The 18141-nt window shown below is 72.5% G+C and carries 16 protein-coding genes; 8 read left to right on the top strand and 8 right to left on the bottom strand.

Features of this window, described 5'->3' with window-relative positions; translation table 11 throughout:
* Positions 1 to 779 (bottom strand): ABC transporter permease (locus ACOJUF_RS17405; protein WP_420123082.1); only part of this gene is annotated, 779 nt, incomplete at its 3' end.
* Positions 776 to 1756 carry an ATP-binding cassette domain-containing protein gene (locus ACOJUF_RS17400; RefSeq protein ID WP_420123081.1) on the bottom strand — a complete coding sequence of 327 codons (981 nt, stop codon included), beginning with the start codon at positions 1754 to 1756 and terminating at the stop codon, positions 776 to 778. The genes ACOJUF_RS17400 and ACOJUF_RS17405, both read right to left, overlap by 4 nt.
* 163 nt (positions 1757 to 1919) lie before the next feature.
* Between ACOJUF_RS17400 and ACOJUF_RS17395 the strand changes: the two genes are divergently transcribed.
* Positions 1920 to 2243 carry a pyridoxamine 5'-phosphate oxidase gene (locus ACOJUF_RS17395; RefSeq protein WP_420123080.1) on the top strand — a complete coding sequence of 108 codons (324 nt, stop codon included), beginning with the start codon at positions 1920 to 1922 and terminating at the stop codon, positions 2241 to 2243.
* 111 nt (positions 2244 to 2354) lie between these two features.
* On the opposite strand, the gene ACOJUF_RS17390 is transcribed toward ACOJUF_RS17395, so the two are convergent.
* Positions 2355 to 3176, bottom strand: a complete 822-nt coding sequence (locus tag ACOJUF_RS17390; protein WP_420123079.1) for a class I SAM-dependent methyltransferase — start codon at positions 3174 to 3176, stop codon at positions 2355 to 2357.
* Between the two features lie 418 nt (positions 3177 to 3594).
* On the opposite strand from ACOJUF_RS17390, the gene ACOJUF_RS17385 reads away from it, so the two are divergent.
* Entirely contained in the window at positions 3595 to 4857 is a 1263-nt protein-coding gene (locus tag ACOJUF_RS17385) for an EAL domain-containing protein (RefSeq protein WP_420123078.1), read from the top strand.
* 44 nt (positions 4858 to 4901) lie between these two features.
* Here the strand turns inward: ACOJUF_RS17385 and ACOJUF_RS17380 are convergent, their stop codons facing one another.
* The 3 genes from ACOJUF_RS17380 to ACOJUF_RS17370 are packed head-to-tail and all read right to left on the bottom strand — an operon-like array spanning position 4902 to position 8901.
* Complete coding sequence (locus ACOJUF_RS17380; RefSeq protein WP_420123077.1) at positions 4902 to 5915, bottom strand: ATP-grasp domain-containing protein; 1014 nt, start codon at positions 5913 to 5915, stop codon at positions 4902 to 4904.
* Positions 5900 to 7087: a nucleotidyltransferase family protein gene (locus ACOJUF_RS17375; protein ID WP_420123076.1), complete on the bottom strand. Its 1188-nt coding sequence runs from the start codon at positions 7085 to 7087 to the stop codon at positions 5900 to 5902. The genes ACOJUF_RS17380 and ACOJUF_RS17375 overlap by 16 nt, the downstream gene beginning before the upstream one ends.
* A complete protein-coding gene (locus tag ACOJUF_RS17370; protein WP_420123075.1) occupies positions 7084 to 8901 on the bottom strand; it encodes a DUF4012 domain-containing protein in 1818 nt (605 codons plus the stop codon). The genes ACOJUF_RS17375 and ACOJUF_RS17370 overlap by 4 nt, the downstream gene beginning before the upstream one ends.
* A gap of 590 nt (positions 8902 to 9491) precedes the next feature.
* Between ACOJUF_RS17370 and ACOJUF_RS17365 the strand changes: the two genes are divergently transcribed.
* The 5 genes from ACOJUF_RS17365 to ACOJUF_RS17345 are packed head-to-tail and all read left to right on the top strand — an operon-like array spanning position 9492 to position 14657.
* Positions 9492 to 10526 carry a polysaccharide biosynthesis protein gene (locus ACOJUF_RS17365; protein WP_420123074.1) on the top strand — a complete coding sequence of 345 codons (1035 nt, stop codon included), beginning with the start codon at positions 9492 to 9494 and terminating at the stop codon, positions 10524 to 10526.
* A gap of 27 nt (positions 10527 to 10553) precedes the next feature.
* Positions 10554 to 11795, top strand: coding sequence for a hypothetical protein (locus ACOJUF_RS17360; protein WP_420123073.1), 1242 nt, complete (start codon positions 10554 to 10556; stop codon positions 11793 to 11795).
* 41 nt (positions 11796 to 11836) lie between these two features.
* Entirely contained in the window at positions 11837 to 13168 is a 1332-nt protein-coding gene (locus ACOJUF_RS17355) for a glycosyltransferase family 4 protein (protein WP_420123072.1), read from the top strand.
* On the top strand, positions 13165 to 14100 hold the full coding sequence (locus ACOJUF_RS17350) for an NAD-dependent epimerase/dehydratase family protein (RefSeq protein ID WP_420123071.1): 936 nt from the start codon (positions 13165 to 13167) through the stop codon (positions 14098 to 14100). The genes ACOJUF_RS17355 and ACOJUF_RS17350 overlap by 4 nt, the downstream gene beginning before the upstream one ends.
* Positions 14097 to 14657 carry a sugar transferase gene (locus ACOJUF_RS17345; protein WP_420123070.1) on the top strand — a complete coding sequence of 187 codons (561 nt, stop codon included), beginning with the start codon at positions 14097 to 14099 and terminating at the stop codon, positions 14655 to 14657. Before ACOJUF_RS17350 ends, ACOJUF_RS17345 begins: the two co-directional genes overlap by 4 nt.
* Here ACOJUF_RS17345 and ACOJUF_RS17340 read toward each other — a convergent pair.
* Positions 14571 to 15845 (bottom strand): hypothetical protein, encoded by a 1275-nt coding sequence (locus ACOJUF_RS17340; protein ID WP_420123069.1) that lies wholly within the window; start codon positions 15843 to 15845, stop codon positions 14571 to 14573. The genes ACOJUF_RS17345 and ACOJUF_RS17340 overlap by 87 nt on opposite strands.
* Before the next feature lie 479 nt (positions 15846 to 16324).
* Between ACOJUF_RS17340 and wecB the strand changes: the two genes are divergently transcribed.
* Positions 16325 to 17464 carry a non-hydrolyzing UDP-N-acetylglucosamine 2-epimerase gene (gene wecB / locus ACOJUF_RS17335; RefSeq protein ID WP_420123068.1) on the top strand — a complete coding sequence of 380 codons (1140 nt, stop codon included), beginning with the start codon at positions 16325 to 16327 and terminating at the stop codon, positions 17462 to 17464.
* A 9-nt stretch (positions 17465 to 17473) separates the two neighbouring features.
* Here wecB and ACOJUF_RS17330 read toward each other — a convergent pair whose 3' ends face one another.
* Positions 17474 to 18139, bottom strand: coding sequence for a NeuD/PglB/VioB family sugar acetyltransferase (locus ACOJUF_RS17330; RefSeq protein ID WP_420123067.1), 666 nt, complete (start codon positions 18137 to 18139; stop codon positions 17474 to 17476).
* Between the last annotated feature and the right edge of the window lie 2 nt (positions 18140 to 18141).

Raw genomic sequence — 18141 nt, 5'->3', positions numbered from 1 at the left:
GCGGCCATCCAGACCAGCGTCCACATCAGGCTGGTGGCGACGGGGCCGCCGATCATCAACCCGCGCATCGTGGTGACCAGTTGGGAGATCGGGTTGGCGTCGGCGAACGCCGCCAGCCAGCCGGGCATCGTCGCGGTCGGCACGTAGGTGTTCGACGCGAACGACAGGGGCAGCACGATCAGGAACATGATCCCCTGCACGGCGCCGGAGGTGCGGGCCTTCATCCCGACGAACACCGAGATCCAGCAGAAGCAGAGGGCGAACGCGATGGCCAGGACGACCGCGGCGACGGCGGCGACGGCGTCGGTCTCGATCCGGAAGCCCATGATCATGCCGAAGCCCAGGGTGACCACGCACAGGATCAGGTACCGCGCGATGTCCGCGGTCACCGCGCCGACCAGCGGCACCGACCGGCCGATGGGCAGCGAGCGGAACCGGTCGAACACGCCCTTCTCGATGTCGGCGTTGAGGTTCTGGCCGAGCGCGACCCCGGCCATGGCGATCGACTGTCCCAGCAGGCCGGGCAGCAGGAACTGCAGGTAGTCGGCCGAGCTGCCGGCGATCGCGCCGCCGAAGATGTAGGTGAACATCAGCAGGAAGATGATCGGCTGGAGGGTGACGTCGATCAACGCCTCCGGGGTGCGCCGCATCTTCAGCAGGCTCCGCCGGGCCAGCGCGAACGTGTGCCGCGGGTAGGCCAGCGCGCCGCCGGCGGCCGGCTCGTCCGGGGCGGCGGCCGGCGGCCGGTCACCGGCCGATGTGGTCGTGACGGTGGTCATGCCGCCAGCTCCTTCCGGGGGCCCGCGGGGGTGGCGTCGCCGCCGACCCGCTGGCCGGTCAGGGTCATGAAGACCTCGTCCAGGGTGGGCAGGTGCAGGGACAGCTCGGTGACGCCGATGCCCGCCTCGGCGAGCCGGCCGACCGTCGCGGCCAACGCCTGCTCGCCGGTGTCGACGGCCGCGGTCAGCTCGTTGCGACCGGTGCTGACCGGCGGCCGGCCGGCGATGCCGGTCCGCACCGAGGCCACGTCGGCCAACCGGTCCGGGTCGGTCGGCCGGACCCGGATGCGTTGACCGCCGATGGTGCGCTTGAGACCCTCCGGGGTGTCGTGCGCGATGACCCGGCCGTGGTCGATGACGCTGATCCGGTCGGCCAACGCGTCGGCCTCCTCCAGGTACTGGGTGGTCAGCAGGACGGTCGAGCCGTCCCGCACCAGCCGCCGCACGACGTCCCACATGTCCTCACGCTTGGCCGGGTCCAGACCGGTCGTCGGCTCGTCCAGGAAGATCACCCGCGGCCGGCCGACCAGGCTGGCGGCCAGGTCCAGGCGGCGGCGCATCCCGCCGGAGTAGGTCTTGGCCCGCCGGCCCGCGGCGTCGGCCAGCCCGAACCAGTCGAGCAGCTCGGCCGCCCGGGCCCGGGCGTCGCGGGTCGACAGGTTGAGCAACGTGCCGATCATGACCAGGTTCTCGGTCCCGGTCAGGTCCTCGTCGACCGACGCGTACTGGCCGGTGAGCCCGATGGTGCGGCGAACGCGGCCGGCGTCGGCGACCACGTCGTAGCCGTCGATCCGGGCGGTGCCGGCGTCCGCACGCAGCAGCGTCGCCAGCACCCGGACCGCGGTGGTCTTGCCGGCGCCGTTGGGTCCCAGCACGCCGAGCACGGTGCCTTCGTGCGCCACCAGATCGACGCCGTCCAGCGCCTGGGTGCGGCCGAATGCCTTCCGCAATCCCTGCGCCTCGATGATCGCGCTCATCCGAGCTCCTTCCGCGATGTCGGGTGAACCGGCCCCCACGGTGCCGCGGCGGGCTGGCATCCGGCGCACATCCCGCTGGCATGCCCGCGCGGCGGCCCGCCGGCCCGTGCCAGGACGGGGCCGGCCCGGCGTCCGGATGGCGGCGACCCCTACCCTTGGTCGGGTGAGCATCATCGTGGAGCTCGGCGACCTGGCGCGGGTCCTGGACGACTTCGACGCCGGCTACCTGCTGACCGTCGACCCGCTGGGATCGCCGGCGCGGGTGAAGGCGGTCTCGGTGCGGCCGGCGCTCGTCGACGGCGAGCTGCGGATCGCCGCGCCGGGCCGCGGATCGCTGGCCAACGTCCGGGCCAATCCGGCCGTCACCCTGCTCTGGCCGCCGCGGGCGGCCGGCGGCATGTCGTTGATCGTCGACGGCGGCGCCGCCGTCGACGGCGACGATGTGCGGGTGACGCCGACCGGCGGGGTCCTGCACAAGCCGGCCTGAGGTCCCGGGTCCGCCCGGCGCCGGCAGGCGGGCCGGCCGACGCCGCCGGCTGCTCGGTCCAGGGCCCACCAGGCCGGACCAGAGCCGCATTCGAGCCGCACCAGGGCCGGCTCAGCGCCGGCGGGCCGCCACCAGCAGGTACTCCCAGTCGGCGACGAAGGTGCCGTCGGTGACCAGGTTGGCCGCCTCGGCCAGGCCGATCAGGTCGCCCCGCAGGGCCGCCCGGCCGTCGTCGTCGAGCCGGGCCGCGGCCGTGCGGGTGGGACCGTAGTGGGCCAGGAAGAAGTCCGCGAACTGCCCGACTCCCGGGAACCGCGGGCGCAGGACGGCGGTCCGGGTCCGCAGGTCCTCGATCCGCCCGTCGAACAGCTCGGCGAGCAACTGCGGATCGCCCCAGCGGGTGGCCGGCGGGGCTCCGGGTGGCGGCGGGACGTGCCGGCCGACGGTCTGCAGCATCCGGCCGATGAATCCGGACGCGGTCCAGTTGGCCAGGCCGATCCGCCCACCCGGGCGGCACACCCGGACCATCTCGCCCGCCGCCCGCCGGTGGTCGGCGGTGAACATGATGCCGATGGCGGAGAGCACCTGGTCGAAGCGTCCGTCGGCGTAGGGCAGCGCCTCGGCGTCCCCGACCTCGAAGGTGACGTCCAGCCCCTCGGCGGCGGCCCGGCGCCGTGCCCGGGCGATGAGGTCGGGCACGTAGTCGATCCCGGTGCTGGGGCAGAACGAGCGGGCCGCAGCGAGGGCGACGTGCCCGGTGCCCGTGGCGATGTCCAGAACGCTGCGGCCGGGAACCAGGTCGACCGCGGCGACGAGCCGGTCGGCCAGCGGCGCGGTGATCCAGGCGATGCGGGCGTAGTCCCCGCTGCTCCAGATCCGGTGCTGCGTGCCCTTCAGCGCGACGAGATCGGGCCCGGGTGTGGTGTCGTCCACGCGGAACTCCCTCCGGTGGGGCGGCCGGCGGGTCCGGCCGGAGTCACCCACGATCGTCCGCTTTCTCCCCTCTGCCCGTCACGCCGGTTTCCCGCGCCACGTCCCGCCGTCACCCCCGGCGTACCCCGCCGTCACCCGGCGATCGCCGGCCGCCCGCCCCGGCCAGGTGGGCGCGCGGTCCCGGCCGGGTGGGCGCGGTGCCGGCCGGGCGTCGGCGCGCCGGGCGAAACCGGGTGAATTGCCGCCTTTGTCCGCAGATCACGTCCGCGACCGGCCCGGCCCCGGGACGGTACCGGTGGTCTCGCCGTCACACGGTCGATCACGGTTGCCCGCCAGGCGTTATGACGGCCTGTCACCCGCCGGCCACCAACGGTTGATTCTTCTCGGTCCCTCCGGAAACCCGGCTTACCATCGGCCGATGCCGTCTCTGGACGCCGTTCCGCCCACCCGTTCCGCCGAGCGTCACTGGTTCGACCGGCCGCTCCCGGGGGCCGTGGAGACAACGCTGTCGTTGGCCGCGCGCGCCCTGGGCTTTCCCACGGTCCGCATCAACATCGTCCATCAGGACCTGCAGCACACGATCGGGTTCTTCGGCGTCGGCGACCTGTGCCCGATCGACCGGGAGGAGTCGTTCTGCGACGTGGTCGTCGCGACCGGCGAGTGGATGGCCGTGCCGGACGCGACGATCGATCCCCGCTTCTCGGGGCTGGCGTCGGTGGTGTCGGGTGAGATCGGGGCCTACCTCGGGGTTCCGTTGAGGGGGCCGGACGGCGGGATCGTCGGCGCGCTCTGCGTGATCGACCCGATCGGCCGGGTGCTGACGGCGGAGGACACCTGGCGCCTGCAGCAGTTCGTGCCGATCATCGAGGACCAGCTCGACCTGATGTGGCAGCTGGATGCCCAGGAGCGGCATCCGGCCTCCGGCCCCGCCGGGCCGGGCGCGGTGGTGCCGTGGTTCCGCCCGGTCGCCGGGATGAGCGACCACCGGGTGCTCGGGTACGACGCGGTGGCCCGGCGGGTGGGTCCGGACGGCGGGGTCACCGACCCCCGGCGGCCGCTCGTCGGGCGCCCCGCCGAGCTGCTGGAGCTGGATCTCGCCGTCGCCGCCGCCGGCATGGCCGCGGTCCGCGGCTGGCAGCGCCACGACTCGCGACTCAAGGTCAACGTCAACCTCACGGCGGCGGTGATCGCCCGGCCGGACTGCCTCACGCTGCTGGCCGAGCTGGCCGCCCGCGCGGGGATCAAGCCGATCGCGGTCAACATCACGCTGAAGGAGGCGCCGGCCTGGTCGGTCACCGACTTGGCGGCGCTGGCGACGCTGAAGGGCCTGCGGGACATCGGATTCGGCATCTTCCGCGGCGAGTTCGGCACCGTCTGGGCCGGTCTGGACCAGCTCCTGTGGTTCCCGTGCGACGCGGTCCGGCTCGACCCGGCGTTGACCGCCGCCCTGGGCACCGACGTGGGCGACACGATGATCCGCGCGGTGACCTCGATGGCGCACGCGTTGGAGCAGCGGGTGGTCATCGACCGCATCGACACCCTCGACCAGGCCCGGGCGGCGGCCGCCCTCGGCTGCGACCGGGCCCTCGGCGCCGTCTGGGGCGATGCGCGGCCGCCCGCCGCGGTCAACGAGCGGTACCGGGCCACGCCGGTCGGCGCCGCCCCGCAGGGCGTTCGCTAGCGCCGGGCCGGTACCCATGTCACCGGGCCACGGCCACTTCTCACTCAGCCGATGGGCACGAACGAGTCGTACCGGCCGACCGTCAGGCCGATGTGGCAGGTGTTCCATCCCGGTGGTGCGGGCACGCCCAGCAGCTCGGCGACCAGATAGCCAGGGACGTCGCTGCCGGCGCAGTGGCTGAACGGGTACCCGCCACCGAATCTCGGGTTCACGTCCAGCACGATCGGGCCGGCGTCCGTCCGGACGATGTCGACGTCCATCGGGCCCTGCGGGCCGACGAGATGCGCGAGGCTCTCCGCGAGGGAGCGGAACGGGGCCGGATCCTCGGTGACGACCCGGGTCGTGACGCCCTGGGCGCAGCCGTCCTTGCGGCGGGCCAACACTCCGGCGACCGCGCCGGACCCGGCCAGGTCACCGATCACGTCCAGGCCGAACTCGGTCCCGTCCAGGTACGGCTGCACGATCGACAGATCGGGGTCCTGCTCCCGCCGGTCGAGGGCCGTCAGGGCGTCCGTCGCCCGGACGACGGCGAACCCGGAGGAGCCGCTACCGAACCGGTCCTTGATCACCAGCCGGTCGGCGGTCCCGGCCAGGACCCGGACACCGGCCCGGTCCGAGCCGAGGGCCGTGGGCGGGCACCTGATCCCGCAGGGATCGAAAGCGACGGCCATGGCGTGCTTGTCGGCGACCAGCCGTTGCCGTTCGGGTTCCAGCGCGAGCACCACCCCACCGGAGCCGCGCAGCTTGTCCGCCAGCGGACCGGACAGGCAGGTCAGCTCGTGATCGTTGAGCGACAGGAACAGGTCGGGTCGGGTCCGGTCGACCAGGTCGACCATGGCGGCGGCGAAGTCCGGATCCCGGTACGGCGGCACCGGGTGCACGGCGTCGGCCACGGTGGCGGTGACCGCGCGCGGGTCGGCCTCGGTGATCTCGATCGAGGCGTCCCGGCCGAGCCGCCGCACCGCGTCCCGGAACCAGTCCAGCAGGTACGGCCGCCGTCCCGCCGAGCCCACCGGGATGCGGACCGTCCGGCCGTCGGGGGTCACCGGGTCCCGCACCGCAGGTCGTCCCGGTACCCGGGCCGGGAGCGGGCGCGCTCGTACCGGACGCGCCGCAGCACGGCCTGCCCGGTGCCGCGCACCGCCGAGGGCGTGGTGATCGAGCCGCACTGATGGGGCGGCGCGACCGCCAGGAACCACAGCAGGGCCAGCGCGTCCCGGGCCGGCTGGTGGCCGGGGCCGGCACCGCGGGCGAGGACCCGCCCGAGATAGGCCGGGCGGGACAGCTCGCCGATCCGGTCGGCGTGCGGGCCGAGGATGCACTGCTCCTGGACCGTGGCGGACCACCGGGCGGCGGTCAGCGTGGGGCCGGCCCACCCGTCGGGCAGGCCGATCGACCGGTCGACGACGGCCATCGTGCGCCCCGGGAGCGGCGCCGGGCCTCCGGCGCGGAGAGCCGGGGAGAGCAGCAGGTGGATGTCGACCAGGCTGCGCAGGATGCGCCAGCGGTCCGTCGCGGCATGCCGGACGGCGTGGGCGAGAGCATGGGCGCGCGCCAGCGTGGGCACCGCGAGCCCGGCGACGTCGACCTCCTCCCGCGCGCGCCACGCGCTGGCGAAGTCCGGCAGGTTCGCCCGCACGCCGTGCAGGTGCCAGTGCAGGTCGACGGTGACCGGACCGCGCAGCGGCAGTTCCGAACCCCAGCGCAGCCAGTGCCGCCAGGCCCAGCTGGGCCCCGGCTGCGGGTACTCGGCCGGCAGGCGCCAGTCGGGCCGGAGCGCCTCGATGGCGACCTCGACGTGCGCGGGCGGAACCCAGACGTCGATGTCCCCGGCGCCCCGCTCGCCCAGCCGGCGACCGGTCTGCGCCTCCACGGCCAGGCCCTTGACGAACAGGGCCGGAACGCCGGCGTCCCGCAGCCGGTGGTGGACCTGCCGGAGTCGGGCGGCCTGGGCGAGCGACGCCAGGGCCACCCGGTCGGCGTGGCCGGCGATCCGCTCGGCCGCCGCGGCCGGCAGGCCCAGCGCGGCGGCGTGCGGTGCGAGGAGGCCGCAGACGTGGTGGCCGCGGGCGGCCCGGACGAGGTCGTCGGCGTCCTGGCCCGGCCACCGCCACGCCGGGTCCTGGCCGGCCCGCCGCCGCAGCCCGGCGCGCAGGGCCCGGTGCAGGGTCGTCACGGTGCCCGGGCGCAGGGGCTCCCGGCCGGCCGGTGCAGTCGCCGCCGCGGTCATCGGGCGCAGCCGCCGATCCCGTCGACGGTGACCGGCCAATCGCCGACCGTCGGGGTGTGCACCAGCGCGGGCACCCCGTCGCCCGGCGGCAGCGACAGGTAGAACGTCACGGTGACCCGGCTGCCGGGCGGCAGGTCGACCACCGCGATGCCGGCCGGCCGGCCCTGGTCGGCGCCGGACCGCAGGCCGACCGGTTGCCCGTCCACCTCGGCGGCCCGGATGCTCCCGCCGGCCGGGGCGGTCAGCAGCAGGTGGGCGCGGTAGCTCCCGTCGGTACTGCCGCCGGTGACGTACGCCGGCAGGCCGGTCGGCGGATCGAAGCCGAGGGTGACCGCGACCGAGGCGAGCTGGGACCCCTCGGCCCCGCACTCCCCACCGCTCACCGCGACCCGCCCGGACAGGTAGTAGCCCAGTTTGGACCCGACCGCGTCGTTGACGAACACCCCCACCGACGACGACTCCGTCGGGCCGTCCAGCGCGCCGCTGAGCCCCGTGGCCGCGAGGTCGGCCTGCTCGTCGGGATGGGTGCTGTAGTACAGGATCCGCCGCTCGGCGCTCGCCTGGCGCAGGCCGGCGACGACCGCCTCCGGGCCTGCTGCGCCCGACATCACCTGGCCGAACGCGGCGGTCGTGGCGTCGGCCAGGAACCGGTCGCGCGGCTCCTGGTCGGCGTCGTCGTAGCGCTGGTAGGCGCCGGCGAGCAGGGTGGGCACGACGCTGCCGGCGTCGATCGTGACGCCGTCGACGGTCAGCGCCGGGGCCCCCTTCATCAGGTAGGACAGGGCCACCGGATCCACCGCGAGCACGCCGTCCACCGGACCGCCACCGCGGGCCTGGTACATCTGCGTGAACAGCCGGGCGGCGGTCGGGAAGTCCGGGGTCAGGTTGACGTCCGCCGGGAACGTGGCCAGTTCCGGCCCGAAAAGCCGCCGCTGCCCCTCGGTCGGGTCCCCGACCGGCGGCTGGAAGATCTGCAGGGCGCGGGCCGGCACCTGATCGACGATGGTGATCCGGCCCCGGTCGGCGGTCACCACCGCGTAGGAACCGAAGATGCCGCCGGTGGCGCGGGGCTCGGCGAGATTCTGGAACACGACCAGGTAGGTGCGGGCGCCGTCGGCGCCCAGCGCCGCGGGGAGCAGCCGGGCGGTTCGCGCGGCCGGCCCCGTCAGGTCGGCCGCCGTGTCGAGCTTGTTCTGCAGCGCGGCGACGGCGTCGCCGATCGGTGTGACCACCGCCGACCGGTCGATGGTCGCCAGCCGGGACCGGGCCGCCTCGACGGTCGCATCGGCCTGCTGCAGCGCCGGCGCCGCGGCGGCGATCGGACCCGGATCGATCGCGCCGTCCCGGGGGGCGATCGCCGCCGGGTCGAGGGACCGGGCCACGCCGTCCAGCGCCGGCAGGACGTCGGTGGCCAGGGTGTCGACCGCCAGCGCGACCTGGCGGACGGCGTCGAGATTGGGTCCGACGAAGGGCACTCCGGTGGCCAGCCGGAAGACCGGGTCGTCCACGGCCGACCGGGCCGACGCGGCGTCGGCCTGCAGGCCGGCGATGGTCGCGGCCCGCCCGTCCGTCGCTCCGAGACCGGCCGGGTCGTCGAACTGGGCCTGGAGCGCACCGACCGCCGCGGCGGCGGACTGCAGGTCGCGGTAGGCCTGGTACGCCCGCCAACCGACCCAGGCGGTGGACAGCAGGATGACGGCCCCGGCGGCCAGCATGACCCACGCCAGGATCGGCCGGCGGCGCGGTGCCGGCCGCGACGCCGGGCCGTCGGGCCGGTCGGGGATGGCCTCGGGCTCGGCCGGCTCGGCCGTCATCGATCACTCTCCGTCAACAGCACCGGCGGATATCGGCGAATCACATGCACGATCGGATGCCGATGATGCGGAATTGTCGGCGTGGTCGTTACGCATTGCCGGTTCATTCCCGATCGGCGGGAGCGAGCCGGCAACCCTTTCGTGGTGGCGCCACGCGGCCCGCTCGAACCGCGGCCCGCGGGCCGCTCGCGGCGGGCGGCGCATTCCGGCGATCGTCGGCAGATCCATTGCATCCGAGCCGATGCCGCGTCGCGGCGCGGGCCGGCGGGCGGGCCGGGGCAGGGCGATCGGTCACCCCGGGCGGTGCGGCGGCGGCGCAGGCGGGCGGCCCTGGGCCGCCCGACCCCGGGAGAGCACATCCGCCGTGCCATCGTGCCCCCAGGAAATGACCGAGCTCTGAGCCAAACCCGGATTGACCGTACCAAAGTGCGTCGGGCACGATGCATACTGTCACTGATGGTCACGCAGCGTGCGCACGAGGCGCTGGCCGTTTCGCCGGACACCGGTCGCGGCCGGATCGGACGGGTCCGGCCGGACCCGGTCGGGTGAGCGGAACCACGCCGGGAGTGAACCAGTGAGGGGGAGGCGGTGTGACGGTCACGAACGCGGTGCACGGCGCGACGGTGGGCATCACCGGCGGGACCGGGTCGTTCGGCTCCACGATGGTCGATCACCTGCTCCGGCGCGGTGTCTCGGCCGTGCACATCCTGAGCCGGGACGAGGCCAAGCAGGACGACATGCGGCGGCGGTTCGACGACGGGCGCCTGCGGTTCTTCCTCGGCGACGTGCGGGACTACGACAGCGTGGCCGCGTCGATGATCGGGGTCGATTTCGTCTTCCACGCCGCCGCGCTCAAGCAGGTCCCGTCCTGCGAGTTCTTCCCGCAGCAGGCGGTCAAGACCAACGTGATGGGCAGCCACAACGTCGTCGAGGCGGCCGGCGCGGCCGGAGTGCGGTCGGTGGTGTTCCTCAGCACCGACAAGGCGGTCTACCCGGTCAACGCCATGGGCATGTCGAAGGCGCTGATGGAAAAGACGGCACAGGCCTTCGCGCGCAACAACCCGCGATCGAAGACCGTCGTCTCGGTGACCCGCTACGGCAACGTGATGTGCTCCCGCGGTTCGGTCATCCCGCTGTTCATGCGGCAGCTGCAGCTGGGCCAGCCGATGACGATCACCGAACCGCGGATGACGAGATTCTTGATGTCGCTGAACGAGTCGGTGGACCTGGTGGAGCACGCCTTCCTGCACGCCGAGCCCGGCGACCTGTTCGTCCGCAAGGCGCCGGCCGCCACGCTCGACGTGCTGGCCCGCGCCGTCGCCGGGGTGCTGGGCTACCAGGATCCCGTGGTCAAGCTGATCGGCACGCGGCACGGGGAGAAGCTCCACGAGACCCTGCTCAGCCGCGAGGAAATGGTCAAGTCGATCGACGAGGGCGACTACTTCCGGGTTCCGCTGGACAGCCGGTCGTTGCAGTACGAGCTGTATTTCGAGGAGGGCAGCCAGGACACGGTCCGCACCGACGACTTCACGTCCGAGAACACCGAGCGGCTGGACGTGGCGGCGACGATGGCGCTGCTGCGCACGCTGCCGGAGTTCTCGCCGTTGTCCGGGCTTGACCTCTGACCGCGCGACCGGACCGGTGACGACGTCATGAGCGGCCCGTCGGCCGGTGCGTCGACCGCGATGCTCCGCCGGATGGTCCGGTCCGGACGTGCGCATACCGGAATCCTGGCCAGCGCCGCGACCAGCGCGGCCGGGTTCGCGCTGGCCATCACCCAGGCGCACACGGTGACCACCGCCGAATTCGGCGCGTTCGCCGTGGCGACCGCGCTCGCCACGTTGATCATCGGGACGAGCCGTTCGGCCGTCGCCGAACCGACTCTGGCCCTGAGTGTGGGGGTGGCGCACGTCCGGCTCGCGGTGCGGCGGGCGTTGATGCTCGCGCTGGTGGTCGGCCTGCCGATGCTCGCCGGCGCCTGGATCGCCCGCCTGCCGTACCTCGCGGTCGTGGCGGTCGCACTCCCGGGCCTGCTCGTCTACGACACCGTCCGCACTCTGCGCCTGGCGATCGTGGCGCCGCGACGGGCCCTTGTGCTCGACATCGGTTGGGCTGTCGGTACCGTCGGGCTCTGCCTGATGACCTTCCCGGGCTGGATCACCGGGATCGCCTGCTTCGGCGGCTGGGCCGGCATCGCGGCCCTCCTGGGCACCGTCAGTGCCGCCCGTGCCGGATATCTGGGTCCGCCGGGGTGGCCGAGCTCAGAGATCCCGACCGGCACCTCGGTGGCGTTCGGCGCCGACTACGTCGTCGGGTCGGGCAGCGCCACCGTCGCGACGAACCTCATCGCCGGCTTTGCCGGCACCATTGTCGTGGCTTCCATCCGCGGTGCCGGAACCGTCCTCGGGCCGGTCACCCTGGTGGTGGGAATCCTTCCCACCCTGCTCATCCCGACCCTTCGTCGGATGCAGGAAGGGCTCCGGCGGCCGAGCGGATCGATCGTGCGACTGGCGGCGCTGATGACGGTGCTGGCCGTCCCCCCGTTGGCGATGATCGCCTGGTTCCCGTCCGCCTGGGGTGAGCTCCTCCTCGCCGGAGTCTGGCCGCTAGCCCAACCGCTCCTGCCGTTCCTGGCCTGGGAGTTGCTCGCCACCCTGTCCGCGATGGTCCCCTTCGCCGCTCATCGGGCGATGCTGGCCGGCCAGGCCTCGTTGGTCGTTCGGTCGATCCTGGCCGGCGTCAGGATCGTCGCCGTCGTCTGGGCGGGCGTGGTGTTCGGTGCGGTCGCGGCGACCGCCGCGATGGCAGCGGTCGCCACGCTGTCCAGCGTCCTCTGGTGGACCAGTTACGTGACCCAGATGGGTCGCCGGGGACGATCGCCGGCGGCAGTGTAGTTCCGAAGATGTCTACGGTGAGCTACGATATGTAACGCTACGTGCAGAAGTGGGCGGGGGTGGACAGCACCATGCGGGTGGGGATCCTCTCCCAGTGGTTCGATCCCGAACCCGGCCCGGCCAGCCTTCCCGGCGTGTTGGCCCGCGCCCTGGCCGAGCGGGGCCATCACGTCCAGGTGCTCACCGGCTTTCCGAACTACCCGACGGGGACGGTCCACGAGGGGTACCGCATCCGCCGCCGGCTCGATGAGACCGTCGGCGACATCCAGATCCGGCGCGTGGCGCTGTATCCCAGCCATAACACCGCGGCGTCGAAGCGGCTCGTCAACTACGTCACGTTCGGCGCCTCGGCCAGCGTCTCGGGTGTCGGCGCCTTCCGTGATGTCGACGCACTCTGGGTCTACGCCTCCCCGCTGACCGTCTCCTGGCCGGTCTGGGCCAGCCGGTTGCTCGGCGTGCCGGCCGTGCTGCATGCCTTGGACCTCTGGCCGGACACGCTGGCCGTGAGCGGTTTCGACCGCGGGGGACTCGCCTCCCGGCCGGCCGACGCGCTCCTGTCGACCTGGAGTCGCCTGATGTACCGGTCCGCCGAGATCGTCGCCTACAACTCCGCCGGCGTGGGCGATGTCCTGGCCGCCCGCGGGATCGACCGCGATCGGCTGGCCTATGTGCCGCTCTGGACCGACGAGGAGATCTTCCGGCCCGGTGGGCTGGACCTGCGGGCCGAACTCGGGATCGCCGACGACACCGTCGTCCTGCTGTACGCCGGGACGATCGGCGCGGCGCAGGGTCTGGGCTCCCTGGTGGAGGCGTGCGAGCAGGTGACCGACCGCCGGTTCGTCTGCTTGATCGCGGGATCCGGGCCGTCGGAGGCCGAGCTGGCAAGCCGCGTGCGGCGAGCCGGCACTCGGAACATGAGATTCCTCGGCCGCGTGCCGAGCGTACGGATGACCGACCTCATGGCCACCGCCGATCTGTGCTATATCGGCCTGCGGCCCCATCCGCTGTCGGAGATCACCATGCCCAGCAAGACCCAGTCGGTGCTCGCCGCGGGGCGTCCGGCCCTGGTGGCCGCCCAGGGCGACGTCGCCGGGGTGATCGCCGAGAGCGGCGCCGGCTGGGCGGTGGCTCCCGATGACGTCGCGGCGATCGCCGACCGGATCCGGGCGGCCTGCGGTCTCGGCCGGGCCGGGCTGGCCGGGCTCGGTGCTCGGGGGCGGTCCTATTACGAGACCACCTTCTCGGTCCGGCGCGGGGTCGATCGGTTTGAGGAGCTGCTGGCCCGGGTGGCCCGCCCGGCCCGGGCCGGGCGTCGGGATCCCGGCATTCGTACCGGGTCCGGCGGCGATCGGCCGGTGCGGGTGACGGCATGAACGATCCGGCGGTGCCGCCGGTGTTGCTGACCGGGGCGACCGGGTTCGTCGGCTCGGCCACGGTGCCGCACTTGCTCGAACGCGGTCTGCCGCTTCGAGTTCTCAGTCGACGTGCCGTCGACCTGCCGGGTGTCGACCTGCGGGTGGTCCCGGAGTTCGACGATCGCGCTCTGGCGCAGGCGATGGACGGTATCGAGGTCGTCTGCCACCTCGCCGGTCGTGCGCACGTGACGGCGCCGCGGCGGCAGCAGCAGGACCAGTTCGACACGGTCAACGTCGACGGCAGCCGGCGGTTGGCCCGGACGGCCTTCCGCGGTGGCGTGCGGAGAATGGTGTTCGTCAGTTCGATCGGTGCGGTCGGCAGCGCGAGCCCGCCGGGACATCCATTGGGAGAGAACGATCCCTGCCGGCCGACCAGCGCCTACGGCCGCTCGAAGCGCAAGGCCGAGGTGTGCCTGCGGCAGGAGGCCGACCGGCACGGCGGCGAGTTGGTGATCATCCGTCCACCCCTGGTGCACGGGCCGGGTGCGCCGGGCAATCTCGCCCTGCTGGGCCGCCTGGTCACCACTGGTGTCCCCCTGCCGCTGGGTGGGATCGAGAACCTGCGCAGTCTGATCCACGTGCGGAATCTGGCGCGCGTGCTCGTCGCGGCGCTCACGGTTCCCGACGCCGCAGGCCGGACGTTTCATGTGCGGGACGCAGTCGACTACTCGACTCCGCAGATCATCGCGGCCGCGGGACGCTCGACCGGGCGCCGGGTCCGACTCTTCCGGGCGCCGCTGCCTGCGATCCGGGCGGCGGCCGCGATCACCGGTCGGGCCGCGGCCTTCGAGCAGCTGACCGGATGGCTTCAGGTCGACGATCGGTCGGCGCGGCGCGTGCTCGGCGTGCGGCCGGACGACCTCCCCCTCGAGATCGGGACGGCATCGTGAAACGGGTCGTGGACGTCGTCCTGGCGGTGACCGTCCTGCTGGTGGCCGCGCCGCTGGGGTTCGTCATCGCGCTGCTGATCAAGGCGACTTCACCCGGGCCCGTGCTCTACTGGTCGGATCGGGTCGGTCGTGGCAACGAACTGTTCCGGATGCCCAAGTTTCGGACGATGCGCGTCGACACGCCCGTCGTCGCGACCCATTTGCTGACGGACCCGGCGCGCCACCTCACGCCCGTAGGCGGTTTCCTGCGGCGCACGAGCCTGGACGAGATCCCGCAGATATGGAGCATTCTCACCGGCCGGATGAGCTTCGTCGGGCCGCGGCCGGCGCTGTTCAACCAGGACGACCTGATCGCCCTCCGGACCGCCACCGGGGTGCACGAGCTGACGCCCGGCCTCACCGGATGGGCCCAGGTCCGCGGTCGGGACGACCTGCCGATCCCACGGAAGGTTGAACTGGACATCGAATACCTACGCCGCCGGTCGATCCGGTTCGACCTGGTGATCCTCTGGCAGACCGCGGCGACGGTCCGGCGGGGCGACGGGGTCGCGCACTGATCGGCCCCGGGTCCACCGCCGGGGCGCGTCCGGTGAGGGGAGCATCCGGCGTCGCCGGGCCAGATGCAGCACGGCCAGCAGAGGCAGGGCCGCGACCAGGCCCTGGATGCACCCGATGGTCGAGTCCGGGTACCCGGCGAACCAACTCAGCGGCCCGGCGGACACCAGGCCGAAGACGATCAGCCGCCAGGGCGTCAGGCGCGACCCGGACCGCAGCGCGATCGCCAGAATGATCGCGAGCACCGCGTAGAACGCAACTGTGGCCAACGGGCCCTGCAGGACGTACAGGGTGGTGACCGGCAGGAAGGTGAACGAGGACGTCTGCGTCCCACCGAGGAAGACATTGATCCGGTTGCCCGTCGACAGCGTGGGTCGGTCCGGGTCCAGGAATCGCGGGATCAGGCCGTACCGCAGCGTGTCCGGCAGATCCGGCTGGCCGATGTCGATGGGGATGTCGACGATGTCGGCGGCCCGTGAGATCTGCTGGTCGTAACGAAGCCGGTCGAATGCGTCGACTGAGGCGCTCACGTGCACGCCGGACTCCTGGCGAATGGCGTTGCGCAGCTCGTAGACGCTGGGCCAGATCAACAGCACCGCCACGACCGCCAGGACACAGGTTCGCAGCCGCAGGGTGCCCGCGAAGATGCCGAGGATGACCAGGTACACGGTCAGCGAGATGAGGCTGGCGGTGATGGTGGTGATCGCCGTCCGCACGCCTTCCAGGGTGATGACGATCAGAAAGCACAGGTTCAGGGTCCGGCGCGTGAGCTGGCCGGCGAGATGGGCCGCCACCAGCAGCGCGGCTCCGGACACCGTCCAGGTCGAGAAGATCGACAGCAGCGGTCCGACCGGCGTCAGCGGCCGGATCAGTCCCAGCTGGGCGGCGACGGTCCCGACGCCGAACGAAGCGGAGACGATCCCGCTCGCCTGTCCCGCCGCGCAGGCCAGCAACGCGACGACCCGGAGTATTCCCCCGTAGCTCTCGAGCCGCTCGCGGCTGGCGACGAGAAGCTCGTCCCGGCGCCTGGTTCGCAGCAGGACCTCCACCGGGGCGCATCCGGCCAACGCCAGGCCGAGAATGCCAACGATGAACGCGATGTGCTCGTTGCCGTACAGAAGCGCCTGCGGCAGAATCAGGATGCCGTAGGGGATCGCCAGTTGGGTGGTGACCGGGGCGCGGCGCAACAACCTCGACAGGGACCCGGCGTTGACGTATCCGTCGAACGGTGAGCTGCCCGCCGGCGACCGGTGCGCCGCCGCGGTGGGCGCCCGACACTCGTGCGCGCGCGGACGACTTCCGTGTCCGGGCGGACCGTGGTCAGGGGTGAGGCCGGTCTCCGCGCTCACCCTCGGCCGCCGAAGGTCGGCACTGGCATTGGCATCGGCGGTGTCGGCATCGTCGGCGGCCCGGTCAGGTGCGACCGGACCCACCGGGGACCGGTGCGGGTGGCGGGATCATGGGCTCGACCGATCATTCCGAGGTGCCAAGCCCTCCGTTGCCCGTGGCCTATAGTGGCGGACGACACGCACTTGCTACCAGCTGTGTTCCTACCAGCACGGAGCGTATCACCGACGCAGTCACGCGCCGCGCCGTCGATCGTCCGGCACCGGCAGCCTGGTGCGCGTGCGCCATCGAGGCAGGAACCTTCGATCGTCAGGACGATGACATGCTCAAGGTGATGACCATCGTCGGTACTCGCCCGGAGATCATCCGGCTGTCCCGGGTGATCGCTCGACTGGATACCGTCGTGGATCACGTGCTCGTCCACACGGGTCAGAACTACGATCCGATGCTCAACGACGTGTTCTTCGACGAGCTGGAGATCCGGCGCCCCGATCGCACGCTGGGGATCGACACCTCGAGTCTGGGCCGCGTGCTGGGTGAGACACTGATCAGGACCGAGGAAGTCATCAGTCAGGCTTGTCCCGATGCGGTCCTGCTCCTGGGGGACACCAACAGCTGCATCGCCGCCGTCATGGCGAAAAGGATGCGCGTGCCGGTGTACCACATGGAGGCCGGCAACCGCTGTTTCGATGAACGCGTGCCAGAGGAGACCAACCGGAGGCTGGTCGATCATGTGGCGGATTTCAACCTCGTCTACACCGAGCACGCCCGCCGCAATCTGTTGAGCGAAGGCATTCACCCGCAGACGATCATCCTCACCGGGTCTCCGATGCGAGAGGTGCTGGACCACTACCGGAGCCGGATCGACTCGAGCGGAGTGCTCAGCCGGCTCGGGCTCCGCCGCGGCGAATTCATTCTGGTCAGCGCCCACCGAGAGGAGAACGTCGACTCGGCCGAGAATCTGCGCACGCTGCTGGCGACCCTGCGCGAGATCGGGCGCCGGTACGGCCTGCCGGTGGTGGTCTCCACCCACCCCCGGACCCGAAATCGACTCAGGCACCTGGAGGGATCCGAGGCCCCCGACGGCGTCGTGTTCCACGAACCGTTCGGTTTCCTGGACTATTGCTCGCTGCAGCTGCAGGCCCGGTGCGTGTTGTCGGACTCGGGGACCGTGTCGGAGGAATCCGCGATTCTGGGGTTCCCGGCGGTGACGCTCCGGACGCGGATCGAGCGTCCGGAGGCGATCGACGCCGGGACGATCGTCACCACCGGCCTTGAGGTCGGGCCCGTAGTCGCCGGCATGGACATGGTTCTCGCGGCTGCCGCTGCCGACCGGACGGCGCAGCCGCGCACGCCGCCGGCGGAGTACGAGGTCCGCGACACCAGTCACCGGGTGGTCAACGCGATCCTGTCGACCGCATGGACGCATCGGGGAGCCCGGGCCGGGGCCGCGCCCACGTGAGGTGATCGGTCACCATCGGGCCGGCACGCCCTTCGCCACCGCCCGGGCCGGAACGTCGTGGACCACGCAGGCTCCGGCACCGATGCGGGCATCCTGGCCGATCCGCAGTCGGGGTAGCACGGCAGCGGTGGTGCCGACCATCACCCCATCGGCCAGCTCGCAGTAGCCCGAGACGGCGGCCAACGGGTTGATCGAGACGAAATCGCCGAGTGTCGTGTCGTGGCCGACGGTGCAGTTCTGATTGAGGTGGACGTGGCGTCCCAACCGGACGTTGGTGGTGACCCGCGCGCCTCCGGCCGCGACCAGCCCGTCGTCGACGGCACAGTCCACCCCGATGTCGGCGGCAGGATGGACGAGCGTCGCCGCCGGGAGCCCCAAGTGCTCGATCCGGCCGTGGGTGTCCCGACGGTGCCAGGGCTCGCCCACGCCGAGCGACACGTGGGTCCCGGGCGGGCAGCTGGCCAACCAGCCGGTCCCGCCCAGGAAGGGAACGCCGAGCCGCCCGACCTGGTGCACGTTGAAGTCGGTCGGGTAGTCGTCGACGAATCCCAGCACCCGCCAGTGCACCACGGCGGTGACGTCGGCATTGATGGCCCGGATGATTCCGAAGATCTCCCGACCCATGCCGCCCGACCCGACGATGACGATCCCGGTGGCCGAACCGGTCTCGGTCACCC

The sequence above is a fragment of the Nakamurella sp. genome, assembly GCF_048594475.1.
Taxonomy (GTDB): domain Bacteria; phylum Actinomycetota; class Actinomycetes; order Mycobacteriales; family Nakamurellaceae; genus Nakamurella.
This window is presented reverse-complemented; position numbering and strand designations above follow the sequence as displayed.